Annotated in this window: 16 protein-coding genes and 2 pseudogenes; 15 read left to right on the top strand and 3 right to left on the bottom strand. The window is 35.4% G+C overall.

Annotated elements, in window-relative coordinates; all coding sequences use genetic code 11:
• Positions 1 to 1,074, top strand: a complete 1,074-nt coding sequence (locus M3226_RS28145) for a copper resistance D family protein (RefSeq protein WP_251572387.1) — start codon at positions 1 to 3, stop codon at positions 1,072 to 1,074.
• A gap of 365 nt (positions 1,075 to 1,439) precedes the next feature.
• On the opposite strand, the gene M3226_RS28140 is transcribed toward M3226_RS28145, so the two are convergent.
• Positions 1,440 to 1,673, bottom strand: coding sequence for a cysteine-rich CWC family protein (locus M3226_RS28140; RefSeq protein ID WP_251572385.1), 234 nt, complete (start codon positions 1,671 to 1,673; stop codon positions 1,440 to 1,442).
• A gap of 435 nt (positions 1,674 to 2,108) precedes the next feature.
• Here M3226_RS28140 and M3226_RS28135 point away from each other — a divergent pair, with 435 nt between their 5' ends.
• The 5 genes and pseudogenes from M3226_RS28135 (at position 2,109) to M3226_RS28115 (ending at position 6,574) form a co-directional block, all read left to right on the top strand.
• The gene (locus M3226_RS28135) at positions 2,109 to 3,641 is read left to right on the top strand and encodes a phosphoesterase (RefSeq protein ID WP_251572383.1); all 1,533 of its coding nucleotides are present in this window, start codon (positions 2,109 to 2,111) and stop codon (positions 3,639 to 3,641) included.
• A 107-nt stretch (positions 3,642 to 3,748) separates the two neighbouring features.
• Positions 3,749 to 4,804, top strand: a complete 1,056-nt coding sequence (locus M3226_RS28130; protein WP_251572381.1) for a HupE/UreJ family protein — start codon at positions 3,749 to 3,751, stop codon at positions 4,802 to 4,804.
• A 22-nt stretch (positions 4,805 to 4,826) separates the two neighbouring features.
• Positions 4,827 to 5,279: pseudogene (locus tag M3226_RS28125) on the top strand (VOC family protein); the annotation flags it as partial.
• A 297-nt stretch (positions 5,280 to 5,576) separates the two neighbouring features.
• Positions 5,577 to 6,116, top strand: a complete 540-nt coding sequence (locus tag M3226_RS28120) for a DUF3231 family protein (protein ID WP_251572380.1) — start codon at positions 5,577 to 5,579, stop codon at positions 6,114 to 6,116.
• A pseudogene (locus M3226_RS28115) lies at positions 6,113 to 6,574 on the top strand (DUF3231 family protein). Before M3226_RS28120 ends, M3226_RS28115 begins: the two are co-directional and overlap by 4 nt.
• Before the next feature lie 867 nt (positions 6,575 to 7,441).
• On the opposite strand, the gene M3226_RS28110 reads toward M3226_RS28115, so the two are convergent.
• Positions 7,442 to 8,008: a TetR/AcrR family transcriptional regulator gene (locus M3226_RS28110; protein ID WP_251572378.1), complete on the bottom strand. Its 567-nt coding sequence runs from the start codon at positions 8,006 to 8,008 to the stop codon at positions 7,442 to 7,444.
• A gap of 148 nt (positions 8,009 to 8,156) precedes the next feature.
• Between M3226_RS28110 and M3226_RS28105 the strand changes: the two genes are divergently transcribed.
• The 5 genes from M3226_RS28105 to M3226_RS28085 all read left to right on the top strand — a co-directional run bounded on the left by M3226_RS28105 (position 8,157) and on the right by M3226_RS28085 (position 11,891).
• Entirely contained in the window at positions 8,157 to 8,801 is a 645-nt protein-coding gene (locus M3226_RS28105; protein ID WP_251572376.1) for an SDR family oxidoreductase, read from the top strand.
• A 12-nt stretch (positions 8,802 to 8,813) separates the two neighbouring features.
• Positions 8,814 to 9,860: an LLM class flavin-dependent oxidoreductase gene (locus M3226_RS28100; protein WP_251572374.1), complete on the top strand. Its 1,047-nt coding sequence runs from the start codon at positions 8,814 to 8,816 to the stop codon at positions 9,858 to 9,860.
• A 51-nt stretch (positions 9,861 to 9,911) separates the two neighbouring features.
• Positions 9,912 to 10,259, top strand: coding sequence for a DoxX family protein (locus tag M3226_RS28095; protein ID WP_251572372.1), 348 nt, complete (start codon positions 9,912 to 9,914; stop codon positions 10,257 to 10,259).
• Between the two features lie 71 nt (positions 10,260 to 10,330).
• The gene (locus M3226_RS28090; RefSeq protein ID WP_251572370.1) at positions 10,331 to 11,191 is read left to right on the top strand and encodes an SDR family oxidoreductase; all 861 of its coding nucleotides are present in this window, start codon (positions 10,331 to 10,333) and stop codon (positions 11,189 to 11,191) included.
• Positions 11,192 to 11,339: 148 nt separating this feature from the next.
• Entirely contained in the window at positions 11,340 to 11,891 is a 552-nt protein-coding gene (locus tag M3226_RS28085) for an NADPH-dependent FMN reductase (protein WP_251572368.1), read from the top strand.
• 431 nt (positions 11,892 to 12,322) lie between these two features.
• Here M3226_RS28085 and M3226_RS28080 read toward each other — a convergent pair whose 3' ends face one another.
• Positions 12,323 to 13,192 (bottom strand): LysR family transcriptional regulator, encoded by an 870-nt coding sequence (locus tag M3226_RS28080; RefSeq protein ID WP_251572366.1) that lies wholly within the window; start codon positions 13,190 to 13,192, stop codon positions 12,323 to 12,325.
• Between the two features lie 128 nt (positions 13,193 to 13,320).
• On the opposite strand from M3226_RS28080, the gene M3226_RS28075 reads away from it, so the two are divergent.
• The 4 genes from M3226_RS28075 (at position 13,321) to M3226_RS28060 (ending at position 16,025) form a co-directional block, all read left to right on the top strand.
• The gene (locus tag M3226_RS28075; protein WP_251572364.1) at positions 13,321 to 13,488 is read left to right on the top strand and encodes a hypothetical protein; all 168 of its coding nucleotides are present in this window, start codon (positions 13,321 to 13,323) and stop codon (positions 13,486 to 13,488) included.
• Positions 13,466 to 13,801, top strand: a complete 336-nt coding sequence (locus M3226_RS28070) for a YbaK/EbsC family protein (RefSeq protein ID WP_251572363.1) — start codon at positions 13,466 to 13,468, stop codon at positions 13,799 to 13,801. Before M3226_RS28075 ends, M3226_RS28070 begins: the two co-directional genes overlap by 23 nt.
• Before the next feature lie 140 nt (positions 13,802 to 13,941).
• Positions 13,942 to 14,835 (top strand): DMT family transporter, encoded by an 894-nt coding sequence (locus M3226_RS28065; RefSeq protein ID WP_251572361.1) that lies wholly within the window; start codon positions 13,942 to 13,944, stop codon positions 14,833 to 14,835.
• Positions 14,836 to 15,221: 386 nt separating this feature from the next.
• Complete coding sequence (locus M3226_RS28060) at positions 15,222 to 16,025, top strand: DMT family transporter (protein ID WP_251572359.1); 804 nt, start codon at positions 15,222 to 15,224, stop codon at positions 16,023 to 16,025.
• Positions 16,026 to 16,521: the final 496 nt, after the last annotated feature.

The following is a 16,521-nucleotide window of genomic DNA, read 5'->3' as shown; positions in this document are numbered from 1 at the left end:
ATGGGGTTCGTCATTCCTATTACTGAATTCGGAAATTATTTATTGTATTCTATCCTAGTTGGGCATGTGGCTTTACAATTTGTACCCGATAAGAACAAACCTAAAGTTACTATCCCTAAACCACTGTTACTCCTGTCCGCACTTGGTATTATTATTCTCACGTTAGGACCAATTGTTCAAACAGTTTCATATTTCCAAGGAGGAGTTGGTTTCTTTTTAGCTGTACAATCCGTAATCTTGGACTTTCAAGTCGGGAGAGCTTGGATCTATATAAGTTTACTAGCAACATGTTTATATCTTACATTTTTGCTAAATGGCTCAAGATATATACAAGCCATTTTACTGTTATTAATGATATTGGCTGTTGGTTATTCTAGTCATGTCGCTTCTCTGTCATTTAAGGCAGGATTATGGTCTCACAGCACTCATTTTTTAATAGTTACATTATGGACAGGTATACTGATTAATGTTGCCTGGTTTTCAAAAGAAGACCTTAACTGGTCTAAATTTTTACGATGGTTTACTCCTTTTGCTGTTATCTGCCTAATCATCATTATCCTTAGTGGCATCTATTTAATGTTCTTTATAGTTGAACCAAAAGATTATGTAAAGGCATGGGTGTTACCTTATGGCCAAATGCTACTGTTAAAACATATCAGTATCATCCCTGTTATGGCTTTCGCCTTTATAAATGGTGTACTTACAAAAAAAGCGTTGAAGAATTTATCCTTCAATCCAGGACCATGGATTAAAGGGGAAAGTGTAATTCTCTTATTCGTGTTTTATTTCACCGCTGTGATGGGGACGTTATCGCCACCACATGATGTGGAATTCACTGTAAAGTCAGAGGGTGCATCCAAGTGGGTGGAATGGTTATTAGGGAAAGATATTCTTACAACCTTACAAACTCATTTAGCAACTTCGTTCCAATCGGTATTGTTAATCATACTTTCATTACTATTTTTATTTCTGATTTTATTCAGTTTCAACCAGAAACGACCTTTACCTGCCGTTTTTTTCGGGATTGGATTTATCGCAGTCCTATATTTTGGTTTAATGTTATCATTAGTGTAAAAGTAAAAAAATAGTAGAACATTAAAATAGATTAAAAGGCTGAATTTTAGCCTTTTTATTTTTTTTTAAGAGGTTGATGTCCTATTGGGCAGAGGCGAAGATTACAGGTATTTTGCTGTAATGCTGGGGTTTATCAGGATAAACCTAAATCTGCAAAAGACTCCTCTGAGAAAAGCAAAGGTGCACAAGGGGGCCTTGTGGAAGAAGCAAAATCACTTGGTTACGATTATGTGACCAACAATAATAATCTATAAAAATCTATTAGCGATAAACTATTTGGTCTATTCGCTAACTTCTTTTCGAATAAATTATTGTTATTCTCAAAAATATGGACCTAGTTATTATTAACTAAATCTTTCAACGTTTTACTTTTCTCTTTCCTCATATTGCTCACTAAAACTTTTCCGTAATGTCAGTTCTTCCTTATATTTATTTAAACAATTTTTACAAATACAATGTTTTCTTCTACTTTCTGGGGGAACTAATTCAAAGATTTCATTAGGGAATATTTCTTTGTCACACCAACAGTTACCGTATTCTTCAGCACCTGTCATACACTTGTTTTCTTCTCCACAGATAGGACAATATTTATTAGCCACTCAGTATCTCTCCTCAATAAATCACTATATAGGTTCCTATAGATGATGATTAAATCTTCATATCCATTATTATCTAAATTCTTATATGTTTTGCCAACTATTTTTGCATTTGGAATAGATTTTTTTAAAATCTACCAATTGTTAATTAGGTACAAAAAATTATATAGAATATGGTACTCAATTTTTTTATTCATTATAAGTAAATCTTTACCTAGCCTTAACAATAGATTAACAATTCTGATTTATATTTGGTATGAAGAAAGATTAAAATTTGATTAAAAATTTTAATCTGATTTTAATAAATGTGAAGAGAGGGAATACAAAGGGACATTTTAAGCCCTAAATATTTGAAACAATGATGTTATTAAACTAGCAATCTTTCGTAACTAATATTAGAAATTGCAAACACTTCAATCTAGGGAGGCTAGGAGAAAAATGAAATCTCGTTTTAAGAAGAAGGCAATACCTTTAATCGCAACGACAGTTCTTGCAACAACTGCACTTACGACCCAAACTATATTTAATGATGGTGGTTATCAGAACGCAAAAGCACAATCATTATCAAAAGAAAAAGTGAAAAAGAATGGTGCATCATGGCTTGCAGGTGACTACCATGTACATAGTGAATGGAGTGTAGGTTGGGACAATTCTACAAACCCTCCAACTGCCATACGAGGTGGCGATGCCATTTATCCAATTGTGAAAAATGCAGAAAATGGTAAGAAGTATGGACTTGATTGGATGATGACAACCGATCATGGGGGTCCTAACCATTCCAAAGTTAACTTAGAACAAGCTTATCCTGAATTATTAAAATCTCGTGAAGCGGTTCCTGACGTTCTTCAATTCTACGGAATGGAGTTAGACACACCAGGAGCTGACCACAGCACGCTAATGATTCCAAAAGGTGAAAATGAATCACAAGTGCTTTATGATCTTGAAAGCAAGTTTAATTCTCGTGAAGCTTATCCAAATGACCCAAGCCGTAACACTGAATCAAAAATGATTGAAGCTCTTAACTATATGAAACAAATGGACGAACTTCCAATTTCTATCGCACATCATCCATCCCGTTCAGCGGCAGGTGTTGGGGTATGGGGACAAGATACTCCGCAAGAGTTCCGTAATTGGAATGATACTGCACCAAATATCTCTATTGGTATGGAAGGAGCTCCTGGTCACCAAGCAGGTGCTATTAATCCAGATGGATCTCTTGACCCTAAAGGATCTCGTGGTAGTTACTCTAACGCTCCAACAATGGGTGGTTTCGATCAGATGAGTGCTATTGTTGGTGGTTTATGGGATTCGATGTTAGGTGAAGGAAGACACTGGTGGATTACTGCTACCTCTGACTCACATGTCAACTGGCGTGATGGAGGAAGTGACTTCTGGCCTGGTGAATATTCTAAAACATATGTAAAAGCAGAGAAAAATTATGAAGATGTAATGGAAAACCTTCGTAAAGGGAATGTATTTGTTACAACGGGTGACCTAATCTCAGAACTTGATGTGAAAGTACAAGCAGGAGGCAAATCACCATTGCATGCAGAGGCAAAAGGAAATACAGCATCAATCGGTGAAACACTTACACTTCCAAGTAAGAAATCTGATGTAACGGTAAAAGTTCGCATCAAAGATCCAAACGCTGCTAACTCTCATGGTGATAAGCCAAATGTTCAACGTGTTGACATAATCCTGGGAGAAGTTAATGGAAAAGTGGAAGACCGCTCAACAGCTTCTAATCCGACAACAAAAGTCGTAAAGCGTTTCACAGAAAGTGACTGGAAAAAAGACGGTGACTACATCACAATTACTTATACATTAAAAGACATGGAGAAGGATAGCTATATTCGTTTACGTGGTACTAACACAGATCAATTAGAACCAGTACAGGATCCTAAAGGTGAAAATCCATGGAATGATCTTTGGTTTTACTCAAACCCCATTTTCATCAAATCTGATAAATAATTGGGTATATGGAAAATGGACGAGGGGCATTAAAAACTCCTCGTCTTTCCATTATCTTATGTCAAGACAGCCTTGAAATAAAAACAAAAGAAATGGACGTGGATAGAATGAAAAAGTTATGGTCCTTTATTTTTCTCCTTTTACTTTCATTTAGTTCTTTCCTTTCTTCCCCAGCATTTGCTCATACTAATAACAGTGAAGGTTTTTCTAAAATCGAAGTCAACGAGAAAGCTTTAGACTATGAATTGAAGGTAGATTTGGAGGAACTCGGACATGCACTCAAAAAGGCAACGGATCAAAAGGAGTTGATTGACCATAAGATATTGCAGCATTATATCAATTCCCATATCCAGCTTTATGCAGACAGCGAATTGGTAGAGGGCAGCGTATTAAAAACGGATACAGAAACGATTAAAGACCGTCCGTTTGCCGTTATAAACTTGGCTTATAATACAAACCATAAACCAGAAAAACTAATCGTCGAATATAATATGTTTATGGACGATTCGGACCCAAGTCATGCAAATTTTGCAACAGTAAAAATGGACGGGAAACAACAAGAAAAGATTTTGACATTCGAATCAAGGGAATTTGAGATTGGCAAAATAAGTTTCTTGCAGAACGCTCAACAGTTTTTAGTGCTGGGATTAAAACATATTTTCACTGGATATGATCATATTCTGTTTGTCATTAGTTTGCTGTTTGGGGCGAAAACCATTCGTCATATTCTTTCCTTAGTTACAGCCTTCACAATTGCACATAGTATTACATTGGCTCTGGCAACTTTAGACATTGTTCACCTACCAACTAGATTTGTAGAGTCGGCCATTGCTTTAAGTATTATTTATGTAGCACTTATGAATATTTTTAATCAGGACTCAAAACACCAGCCTTGGCTAGCATTTGGTTTTGGATTAATCCATGGATTTGGTTTTGCAGGAATCCTATCTGAAATGCGATTAGATACAAACCATATGGCCACTTCACTTTTATCTTTTAATATTGGGATTGAAATCGGTCAATTATTAATTGTTTCGCTCGTTTTCCCAATTATTTTATGGATTAAAAAATTAACCTTGAAACCTGTTAAATGGGTAATCCCAGGAACCTCTGCAGCAATTTTAGCATTTGGATTGGTTTGGTTTATTCAAAGAGCTTTTTAAGTGGAATACCAGATAACTACACAAAACGGCTGAATTGTTAGAAAAAGTAATGGGACTAGAATTAGTCGGTAAAGAAGGTGACCTCGTGCGTTTCAGTTCAACTGTGGAAATCGGAAGTATTATCAGGCTTAAATTAACTTGATTGGACGTGGATAAATGGGAGTTGGAACAGTGCACCACATTGCATGGAGGGCAATTGATGATGAAGATCAATTAGATTGGCAAAAATTTGTTGTCGCTATTGGATACGGTGTCACACCTATAAAAGACAGAAATTATTATAATGCCATTTACTTTAGAGAACATGGAGAAATACTATTTGAAATTGCAACTAATCCACCAGGGTTCGCACATGATGAATCACATGAGCCAATGGGTGCAAAATTGATGCTTCCAATACAGTGAACCTCAAAAATCAAAAATTGAACAAGCTTTGCTACCGTTTGAAGCAAGAAAACTAGGAACATATATTTAAAAAAGAAAAAGAGAATCAATAAAAGAAAAACTAATCGGAAAAAACTCCCGATTAGTTTTTTGTGGGGAAAAATATGAAAGAATGTATGTTCTAGAAGTTTTTATTAATTCTGTTGAATCACTTCACAAAGAATAACTGTGTTATAGATTCTATTTTTATACCTATTTGTGAAGCTGTGCTGCCTGTACTAAAGAGAAATGATAGATGAAGAAGGTATATATTACCTCGTTTTAATACATAATTTAAAGAAAAATTGACGACATTAAACCTAAATTAATAAATTATAGGATGAAAAAAATGAATAAAAATATTGATAAATTGACCTCACCAGAAATATCAAATTTATGGTCTCATTACATACGTGAGACAATGGGAACTTGTGTAATTAATTACATGCTAAAGATCACTCAAGATCCAGAAATCATAAAAGTTTTTCAAAATGCTCAAAAACTTGGTCAAAATCATCTAAATAAATTGGAGGAATTGTTTAATAAAGAGGATTTTCCCGTACCTAAAGGATTTAATGAAAAAGATGTAAATTTAGAGGCTCCCCCTTTATTTACTGAACTCTTTTGCTTAAATTATATTCATACCATGTCCATGTACGCAGCACAGTCTTATAGCCTAGCTTTTACACTTTCCCTTCGTCAAGAAATTAGAGATTTTTATTATCAATGTAATATAAACACCATGAATTTATATAACGAATCACTGGCAATCCTTGAGAAAAAGGATCTCTTAGATAAACCTCCACTGTATTCAACACCAGATAAAATTAAATTTATCACCACTATTGATTATGCTACTGGTGTTTATTTGGTAATAAACGAGCGATGAATTCGCTCGAATGTGGAAATATCTATTTTAATCTAGATAAAAGTGCGATTACAAAAGGACTTTTGATTGCTTTTAAACAAGTATGTAAAGATAAAGAAGTAAATAAGTTTTTAGAAAAGTGTATTCAAGCAGCTAATAAACACATGAGCAATTTTTCAAATTTATTACTCAATTAAAACCTTCACTTACCTTCAACTTATGAATCGGAAATAACAAACTCAAATGTATCCCCCTTCTCTGATAAATTAATGTTGTTTCATTCGGGTTTTTTATTTGCTGCTGCAATTTCCTATTACGGTACTGCGGTGATTTATAGTATGAGAGCAGATATTGTAACACTTTGTGAAAAAGCAATTCTCGATGATATGCTTGTATATGGTAGTTTTGGTAAGTTACTCATTAAAAAAAGTTGGATGGAGCAACCACCAATTGCGGATGACAGAAAAAATCATAAGTAACTGAATATCAGTGAACAAACAAAAAAGAGGGAATTATCTTTTAGTCTAAATTTTCGGAGGTTCATCGATGGGTCAAGTCCTTTCCTGGATTGTAATGATTGTACCTTGGTTTTTACTTATACCACTAAATTCAATGAGGGTTAGAAATTTTTTATCAGTTGCATTTTTTACTGTTCTATTAAATACAATTTATTTCCAAATGGCGGAAGTTTGGAATTGGTGGAAGGTAACAAGTAATTTATTTTTTCTAACTAATGTTTCATCTTTTACATATGGACTACTTCCCGTCACAACGATCCTTGTGTTTTATTTTTTTTATCCCAACGTTTGGTTATTTTTCGGAGCTAATCTCATCTTGGATGCAATACAAGCATTTGTTATTAGTCCCTTCATCTTTGAAAGATTTCGTCTTTATGAGTTGAACAATATGAGTAATTTGGGGCTATATTTTGCGATAATTAGTCATTTACCAATAATTTATCTTTATCAAAGATGGTACGATTCTGTATTCAATCATAAAAAAACATATTAAATAAGGTGCTAAGTAAATCCCAACAATTGGGTTTACCTAGCACTTTTTAGTTTTATATTTTAATTATGTGTTTCTGGCATTTAAATGATGTATGTTTTGGCAGCATGTTTATTAATCATTTTGAATCATTACTCAAAGCGAAACTGTATAGATGCTTATATTTATACATAATTGTCAAGCTGTGCTTATTGTATTAACGGGGCAGGTTAGTTAAAGAAAGATTAAGCCAAGACAATATGAAAGAGCCTGTTTTTTCATATAAAAACAGGCTCTTTTATATTAGGAGAATTAAAATAAAATGGATGAGTTCAGTTTATTTTTAAATTTAATTAACATTACTTTATCCATGTTTTTTCCATTTTTATGATATTTAGTATTTGCCCAACATAATCTTCTGGTTGTGAGGTTTGATTTTGCATCCAATGCATCGCAGCTCCATAAAGTGCCCAGCTTAACATCACCGCATAGACCTCTATTTCAGATTTGTTTTGATTAGACCATTGTTTTTGTGCCAACTCTGAAAAAAAGGCTTCAAGTTCCTTTTTAAAAATCGTTTCTATTTGGGGTGTAAATGCCTCATAACTTCGCCGACATTGATTACTGATTGATGTTTGAAACTTTATAATTGATAAAAAAATAGCCTCGATAGTCTCTTCGTTAATTACCTCATGTGTACTAACTTCTTGAATGATTTCTCTCATAACACTTTCACTCAACGCCTTTTCAAGTAAGTCATATTTGTCTGTGAAATGAGAATAAAAGGTTGCACGATTAACCGTAGCAGCAGTTGTAATATCTTTTATGGTGATGTCTTTAAATTCTTTTTTCATTGATAACTGTATAAACGCATCCATAATGAGCTTACGGGTACGGAGAATACGGGGGTCGATTTGTTTTTCCATGAATTTTTCTCCTATTTTTTAGACATTTTTATCAATATGTTGTTTAAGCAATATATCTGTTATTTTGTTGGTTGTTGAATGTTTACCAACTTGATATATTGATTTTACAACAAATGTTGTCTAAACAAAAGATGTTGGAGTGAGGAAAATGAAAATAACAATTTTCGGAGCAAATGGTCAAATCGGTCAACTTCTTGTTAAGCAAGCACTTGACGCTGGATATGATGTTACAGCCTATACGAGACGACATAATGCTTTAAATATAGAACATGAAAAACTTCAAAGTGTAGTAGGGTCTTTAACAGACCAAGAAAAATTAAAAGAAGCCATCATAGGAAGAGATGCTGTTTTAAGTGCCCTTGGACCAGCAATGTCAATGAAACGAAAAGTTTCAGACCTCCCTATAGCAGAAGCACATAAAGCCATTATCTCTGTTATGGAGGAGTACGGAATCAAAAGGTTCATTACGCTTGGAACACCTGCGATCTCTGCAAAGGAAGACGTTAAACAGCTTGCTACAGTGTTGCCGAGCCTCATGCCTAGGATGTTCATGCCCACTGGCTACGCAGAGATGAAAGAGATAGAAAAGCTGCTTAAAACAGCTAAGCTTGATTGGACAATTGTGCGTATCATTGATCCGAATGCGAAAACAGATGGCAATGGATACGGTATATCGTTTGGAGATACGAAAAGCAAGATGAGTGTTTCTCGTTATAATGCAGCAAAATGTATGCTTGATGCTGCGACGAAAGACGAATGGGTTCATAAAATGCCAATCGTATTTAACAACTAGGAGGATAAGGGAATGAAACAATTTGAATTTGGAGTTTATTCATTGGGTGAACGAATACCTGATGCCAATGGGAATAGTCGAACAGCCCTATCCAGAGTAGAAGAGATTATTCAAATTGCAAAAATGGCGGATGAAGCAGGACTTGATATTTTTGGTGTTGGAGAACATCACCGTCTGGATTTTGTCACATCTTCTTACGCCATGCTGCTTGCAGCGATTGCACGGGAGACGAAAAATATTAAACTAACCAGCACGCTATCCGTTATTAGCACAGCTGATCCAGTGCGTGTTTACGAAGATTTTGCAACACTGGATTTATTATCGAGCGGACGCACTGAAATTATTTTAGGTCGTGGGGCATTTATAGAATCATTCTCTCTCTTTGGAGCAAGTTTAAATGATTACGATGAATTGTTTGAAGAGAAGCTGAATTTATTTTTGAGATTGCAAGAGCAGGAAGTCGTCAGTTGGCACGGAAATTTCCGTTCCCCCCTTCAAAATGCACAAATCGCTCCTAGACCTGTTCAGAAGAAACTGCCTCTATGGATTGGTGTTGGGGGTACCCCTGCCAGTGCCGTTCGTGCAGGGAGACTAGGTTTAAATATGGCTCTTGGTTTGTTAGGTGGTCGTCCAGAATCAGTCAAACCACTAGCAGACCTATACTGGGAAGCGGCTAGAGAAGCAGATCATGATGTATCCCAGTTAAGAGTTTCTGTGACGGGGCATTCGTATATCGCCCAAACAGGAGAACAAGCGATTACCGAATTTCTTCCGCACTACAATCAATATTTTGACAACTTTTCAAAAGATCGTGGTTATCCACACTCTTATACATCAGCGGAGCAATTAACACCTCAGCGAGCAGCTGGACAAATATTAGCAGTTGGAAGTGCAGAAGAACTGGCAGAAAAAATCTTGTATCAGCATGAGCTATTCGGACATTCACGTTTTATGGGACAATTCGATATGGGTGGTCTGCCATTAGCCAGAGTAGAAAAAGCTATTGACCTACTGGCAAACAAAGTAGCACCAATGGTACGCAGAGCTTTATCTAAATAAAGTATTGCTTTTTAGAGAATTACAAACAACTTAAAAGGGGAGAGAAGAATTATGGTAATTTTAACTTTTATTCTCCAAGGAATTCTTGCCTTAATGTTTTTAATGGCTGGTTTCGGGAAAGTAACTGGTTCTAAGATGCATGTGGAAGCTTTTACGCACTGGAGATTGCCGCAATGGTTTAGAATCGTTACTGGGCTTGTTGAATTAGTCGGGGCTATACTTTTAATTGTTGGATATTGGGTTCCTACTTCGGCAATGGCAGGAGCACTTTTACTTGCTGTTACAGGTGTAGGAGGCATCCTTACACATATTCGGGTAAAGGATTCCTTTAAGGACACAGCTATGATTCTATTCTTAGCCATTCTATCGTTTGTTGTATTTTTTCTATATTTATTGTAATAATTTCTTTTTTATCAAGATGAGTTAAAAGGGAAATTTAATATAAAATTTTATTTTTGGAGGAAAAGAAGATGAAGATATTAGTTACAGGTGCAGCAGGAAAATTAGGATCAAATATCGTTGAAAATTTAGTGAAGAAAGTATCCTCTTCAGATATTATCGTAGGTGTGCGTGATCCACAATCAGAAAAAGCAAAGGCATACGAAGCACAAGGGATTGAAGTTCGTTTAACAGACTTTGAGAAAAAAGAAACATTGGTTGAAGCATTTAAGGGTGCGGATCGTGTCTTTATTGTTTCAACATTCGGTGATGTAGAAACATCGATTCGTCAACAAACCAATGCAGTTGAAGCTGCAAAAGAGAATGGTGTTTCACAGATGGTTTACTCAAGTGCACCACGTGCAGATGTTAGTGAATTTGTTTTGGCTGGTATTCACCGTGAACGTGAAAACATCATTAAAGAATCAGGTATTCCATATGTATTCGTTCGTAACAACTGGTATGTTGAAAACGAATTAGGTACCATTCAACAATGCTTAAATGGTGCACCTTGGGTTACATCTGCAGGAGAAGGGAAGGTAGCTTGGGTCTACCGTCCAGATTTAGGTGAAGCCACTGCCAATGTGTTAGCAGGTGATGGACACGATAATAAAGCATACGAATTAGCAGGTGAAAACTTAACACAACAACAATTCGTTGATGCAGTTAATGAGGTTACAGGTAAAGAAATTCCTTTATTAGCTGTAGATTCTGAAGATCATGCAAAAATGCTAAAAGAGGCTGGCGTGCCAGAAGAATTTGTATCAATGCTAGTGATGATTCAAAATGGAATTCGTGAAGGTGGATTAGAAGCCCCACATTCTGATTTAGAAATGCTTCTAGGTCGCAAACCAACTTCTGTGAAAGAAGCGTTACAAATTTTATTAAAATAATGACGAATGCCGCTGTATCAGACGCTCATTCACGCCGATGAAAGAGGTTTTGGACCAAATTGTAAGCCAACTATCTCAAACAAACAATTAAATTATCGTAGAACTAATTCAAAACAATTCGTTTTAATAGACCAAGGAGGAAGAAATCATGACAAATGGAAAATTAAATATCGGAATTATCTTAGGAAGCACTCGTCAGGGGCGAGTGAGTCCTCATGTTGGAGAATGGGTAAAAGGAATTGCTGACAAACGTGGAGATGCAAATTATGAAATTGTCGATATTGACGATTTCAAATTGCCGTTTTTCGGAACAACCGATGGAACAGAACCTGGAATAGTAGCCTGGAGTGAAAAGGTTGCCAGCTTGGATGGATTCGTATTTATTGTGCAGGAATACAATCACAGTATTACAGGAGCATTAAAAAATGCACTTGATATTGCTACTCGTGAAGCTTGGAATAATAAAGCGGCAGGTATCGTTAGCTATGGTGGAGCTGGTGGTGCTCGTGCAGCTGAACATTTACGAGGAATCTTTGGAGAATTACAAATTGCGGGTGTGAAGGGTCACCCAACATTATCTTTGTTTACTGATTTTGAAAATTTTTCAACATTTAAACCTGGTGATGTACATCTCGATACAGTTAATTTGATGCTTGACCAAGTTAACGCTTGGAGCGGTGCATTGAAAAGCTTGAGATAATAACGAAAATTGATAGACGCAATAAAATCCGAATATCAGACGCTATCATAAAGTGTCTGATATTCTTTTTTATCTGGAGAAAATTTAAAGAATGCACTCTATAAAAAAAGATTGCGAACAGTTACACTTAAGCTAATGGGTGCTTGATTTTAAGGTCAGAGCTGTTATTTAGGCGGCTAATAATTGTTGAACTAACAAGCAGGTTAATGCAAGAAGGAACTTCAGAAACAATTAGGAATTGTTATGTTATTTATACATTCGTTTGCTAAGGATCTAGTGAGTATATGTTTAAAACATGCATCGTTGCCTATCTGAATATTTCCTTCAGTATCATAAAAGGTTCGGACCAGCGTATAGGTCCGAACCCTTGATTTGAAATTTATCATACAGCCTGTCATGTGTGTTTTAACAATTGGATTCATCATAATCATTCACTCTCTGTTCCTATATGATAAATATTCTAAAAATTTCTTGGACGCAAGGGAAAGTGATTTTTGTTCTCTCATAGCAACACCAATATTTCTGAAAGCAGGAACCTCAAGTTCTTTCGCTATAATTTTGTGAGGAATACGCTGTAATATCAATTCTGGTAATATACTGATTCCTAGCCCATTTTCCACCATAGACATAATGGCATAGTCATCCCATGTTGTAAAATTAACATTCGGTGTAATATGGTGCCTCTCAAAAATTTCGGAAATTTCTGCCTTTGCCCCCTTTTCCAACAGCATAAACGGACTGTTCAGTAAGCCGTTGATGGGAAACTTTTCGCAATTAGCAAGAGGATGATTTTGTGGAATCACTACCAGCAAACGGTCTTGTTCCAAAAAGATTATTTCAAGGTCTGCTTTTGTAGGTAGCCGCAAAAATCCGAAGTCAACACGCCCATTTAGGATCCAGCTCTCAATTTCTGTATAATCACCAAGTAGAAATTCAAAATCTATCTTTGGATAATCCTTCTTAAAAATTTTAATAATTTTAGGGAGCCAATGAGATGCTACGCTGGAAAATGTCCCAATACGAATCATCCCAGATTCCATATTGTGTAAGTCTTCGATTTGCTTCATTAAGATTTCATACTCATTGCAAATTCGCTTTAATTGGGGCAGTAACTTGAAACCATCCGAGGTTAAATTGATACCCGTACGTCCTCTTTCTAAAAGGAAAACCCCCCATTCCTTTTCTAAATCGTTAATCATACGGCTAATCCCAGACTGTGAATAGTCCAATGTTTCGGCAGCTTTTGTAAAACTCCCCAATTCTACTGCTTTGACAAATGCCATATATTTTTGGATATTCACATCTCTTTCCTCATTCCATCTGATTTTGTCATGCATATCATAATAAACATTCGTTTTTGTAATGTATGTGAGTATGATATATTATTGCTATTAATTATTCAAGTCAGGAAAGGAAAAGGTGTTTAACGATGTTTTTTGTGAGTGATATTATGAAAAAAGCACCAGACAGCTACATTTCTCATCTACAAGAAACGGTCTATGAATCATTGACAAAGTTACAGATTCCATTTGAACGAGTGAATACAGATGAAGCAATTTCAATGGAGGACTGTATTGAAATCAATCACCGCAGATAAACCATTCAAAGCAAAAGATTTCAGCAATGCACTCGGCATATCACGTGTCTCCTTTGCTCCTGCGGAACTAATGGAACAAATTCTGGGTGTGAAAATCGGAGCTGCTACTGTATTTGGTGTTTTAATGGACAGGGAAAATCTTGTGCAGGTGGTTTTCGATAAGGATGTGCTTTTGGAAGAATGGTATGGATGTAGTGATGGAATGACAACAGGATATATGAAGGTCAAAACAGAGCTGATCGTCAATAAATTCCTGACCTATGCAAAGCACATTCCGAAAGTGATCGAAATGAAAAAAATGGGAGAAAGCTAGATCTCTTTGTTTACATACGCACAAATCGGTGAAGTATTGCCATCCTTGAATATTATTGTGGTCTTGTGATCACATATATTAAAAAACGGATTAAGAGTCTGGGAAATATAAGCTTTTTCGCAGATTCTTAGGAGTAGACGATGAAATCTAAAATTCAGTTTATATTATCAATGATTATTTTCGGTACAATTGGTTTAGTTATTCGACACATTGATCTATCTTCGAGTGAAAGAGCTTTACTAAGCAGTTTCATAGGATGCTTATTTTTACTTTTAATATTCTTCATGATTAAGAAAAAAATATCATGGAATTTAGTTAAATCTAATGCTTTATTTCTGATTCTTTCAGGTATTGCATTGGGAGGAAATTGGATTTTTCTTTATCAATCGTATGACCATACGACAATTGCCAATGCAACGCTAGGTTATTACTTTGCACCTGTATTAATGATGATTCTTTCTCCCTTTGTACTTCGGGAACAATTATCCATTAAGAAAATTGTGTGTATTGGTGTAGCGATCGTAGGGATGTTAATGATTGTAGGAGAAGGCGTGAGAGCATCAAGCTCAGATGATCTTCTTGGACTTTCCTTTGGATTAATCGCAGCTGCATTTTATGCTGCGTTATTGCTTTTAAATAAATTTATTAAAGATATGGGAAAGTTAGAGCTGACCATCATTCAGCTTGGAACAACTACTTTACTTCTAATGCCATATGTTTTCTTTACTGAAGGCTTTGGTATCTTGGAAGTATCAAGCTCTTCCATTCCTTTTATTTTAATTTTAGGAATTATCAATACAGGGATTGGGTTCTGGTTATTTTTCTCTGGTATGGAAGGATTAAAAGGACAGAGTATAGCTATGCTAAGTTATGTCGATCCATTTGTGGCTATATTGATTTCTGCAATTATCCTGCAAGAACAAATGACAATTGTTCAAATGCTTGGTGGTGCACTCCTGTTGGGTTCTACATTTGTTAGTGAAACTAAATTTATTAGATTATCCAAACAGAGCACAAAAATTTTATCGAAATAGTGATAAGATCAGTGGGCATTTTTCACCACTGCTCTTATTTTATGTTATCTATAATAACTAAACTTTATTAATATCTTCATTCACTCTGGCTTTTTGTGTTCATCTCAACGGTTGCTGCTACTTTCTTTTTATTCAAAGATCATATACAAAAGTCACTTTAGTTTAACCCACTGTTCTTTGTATTTTTATACTTAGAACAAAACATCACCATTAGTATTTTATACAGAGAGAAAAATTGGAGGGGAACATGTGAATCAAAAACGATTATTACTAACATATGGTTTATTATTTTTTGTCACGGCTATTTGGGGACTCAATATTGTAATAATTAAAGTATTGGTGGAAGATTTACCTCGTCACAAACAATGACGGCATTTCGAATTTTGATGGCTGGGATTACAGCATTAATCATAATCGTTATTGGAAAATCCTTTCGTCGTTTATCGAAAAGGGAATGGATTTATACACTGCTCGGAATGTTATTTGGTGTCATTCTACATCACTCGCTTATAGCAGTAGGCTTAACAATGATTGATGCTTCTAATGCTTCTTTAATCCTCGCATTAGTACCGCTTACAACAGCAATACTTGCCGCACTCTTCTTAGGTGAGCAATTAACAAGGTGGCGAATGATAGGTATAATTCTCGCATTTATCGGTGTCTTTTTTATTCAAGGCAGTTCATTCATTAGTTTGCAATTATCTAAAGGAGAACTGTATTTATTTATTGCCATGTTGTCCCAAGCCATTAGTTTTATTTTCGTAAAAAAAGCAACAGAAACACTTGATTCAAAACAGTTAACCACAATAATGTCCCTAGCAGGCTCAGTTGGTTTGTTGATCATCAGTTTTATAACTGAACCTGGGGGAGTTAATGAAATGACTTCTGCCTCTTTATTTATTTTCTTTTTATTTATCGTGTCAGGGGTGGTGTCAACAGGAGTGGGGTATATTGTTTTTTATGGAGCTATTCAGCAGATAGGGGCAGGTCAAGCCGCCCTATTTGATAACTTTGTTCCGTTTTTTGGTCTTGTATTCTCCGTACTTTTCTTAAATGAAACAATTACAACTTCACAATTATTTGGATTTGTGTTTATTGTGGCTGGAGTTTTATTTGGGACAGGTTATACTGAAAAACTAAGGGCGAAAAAGCATATACGGATTAATAATCCAAAAAAGAGTGTAGGATAACCTACACTCTTCCTAGTATTAGCAATTTGAGGTTCTTATTTCTCAACCTTGCGAAGAAATATTGTTATGGATATTAAGTAATAAAACAAATACCATGGGGGTTCTTGATGAACCAGAAGACATTGCCAATACCGTTGTATTCTAGTTAGTTAGGAATCAAATATATTACAGGTCAGACTATACACGTTAATGGCGGTATTTATAGGAAAAAGAAGAGGCTCTGAGTTTCTTTTTTGTTTACATTGTGAAATATTGCACTTAAACTACCATGAAAATTAACTTCTGTGAGAACCGGAAAATGGCAATACTTAAATAGACGCAGCTTATTCATTTTTTAAAAAAGAGAGGAGCGTCTGATCAGGGTGTTTATGGACTATGAATAATGGATTAGGATGCTTCGGTAATTGTCACAGTATAACCTAAGTTTTCTAGTCTTCGAACTGAATGGCGTACAATAGAAACTTGTTTTTGTTTATCGAAATAATCTTCGCCTAAG

It is taken from the genome of Neobacillus cucumis, assembly GCF_023715505.1.
This window is presented reverse-complemented; position numbering and strand designations above follow the sequence as displayed.

Coding starts and splice junctions, on each gene's coding strand:
- M3226_RS28120 (WP_251572380.1), top strand. CDS start 5,577: ATGAATAAAAATATTGATAAATTGACCTCACCAGAAATATCAAATTTA.
- M3226_RS28145 (WP_251572387.1), top strand. CDS start 1: ATGGGGTTCGTCATTCCTATTACTGAATTCGGAAATTATTTATTGTAT.
- M3226_RS28065 (WP_251572361.1), top strand. CDS start 13,942: ATGAAATCTAAAATTCAGTTTATATTATCAATGATTATTTTCGGTACA.
- M3226_RS28130 (WP_251572381.1), top strand. CDS start 3,749: ATGAAAAAGTTATGGTCCTTTATTTTTCTCCTTTTACTTTCATTTAGT.
- M3226_RS28085 (WP_251572368.1), top strand. CDS start 11,340: ATGACAAATGGAAAATTAAATATCGGAATTATCTTAGGAAGCACTCGT.
- M3226_RS28075 (WP_251572364.1), top strand. CDS start 13,321: ATGTTTTTTGTGAGTGATATTATGAAAAAAGCACCAGACAGCTACATT.
- M3226_RS28090 (WP_251572370.1), top strand. CDS start 10,331: ATGAAGATATTAGTTACAGGTGCAGCAGGAAAATTAGGATCAAATATC.
- M3226_RS28105 (WP_251572376.1), top strand. CDS start 8,157: ATGAAAATAACAATTTTCGGAGCAAATGGTCAAATCGGTCAACTTCTT.
- M3226_RS28135 (WP_251572383.1), top strand. CDS start 2,109: ATGAAATCTCGTTTTAAGAAGAAGGCAATACCTTTAATCGCAACGACA.
- M3226_RS28110 (WP_251572378.1), bottom strand. CDS start 8,008: ATGGAAAAACAAATCGACCCCCGTATTCTCCGTACCCGTAAGCTCATT.
- M3226_RS28060 (WP_251572359.1), top strand. CDS start 15,222: ATGGCTGGGATTACAGCATTAATCATAATCGTTATTGGAAAATCCTTT.
- M3226_RS28100 (WP_251572374.1), top strand. CDS start 8,814: ATGAAACAATTTGAATTTGGAGTTTATTCATTGGGTGAACGAATACCT.
- M3226_RS28095 (WP_251572372.1), top strand. CDS start 9,912: ATGGTAATTTTAACTTTTATTCTCCAAGGAATTCTTGCCTTAATGTTT.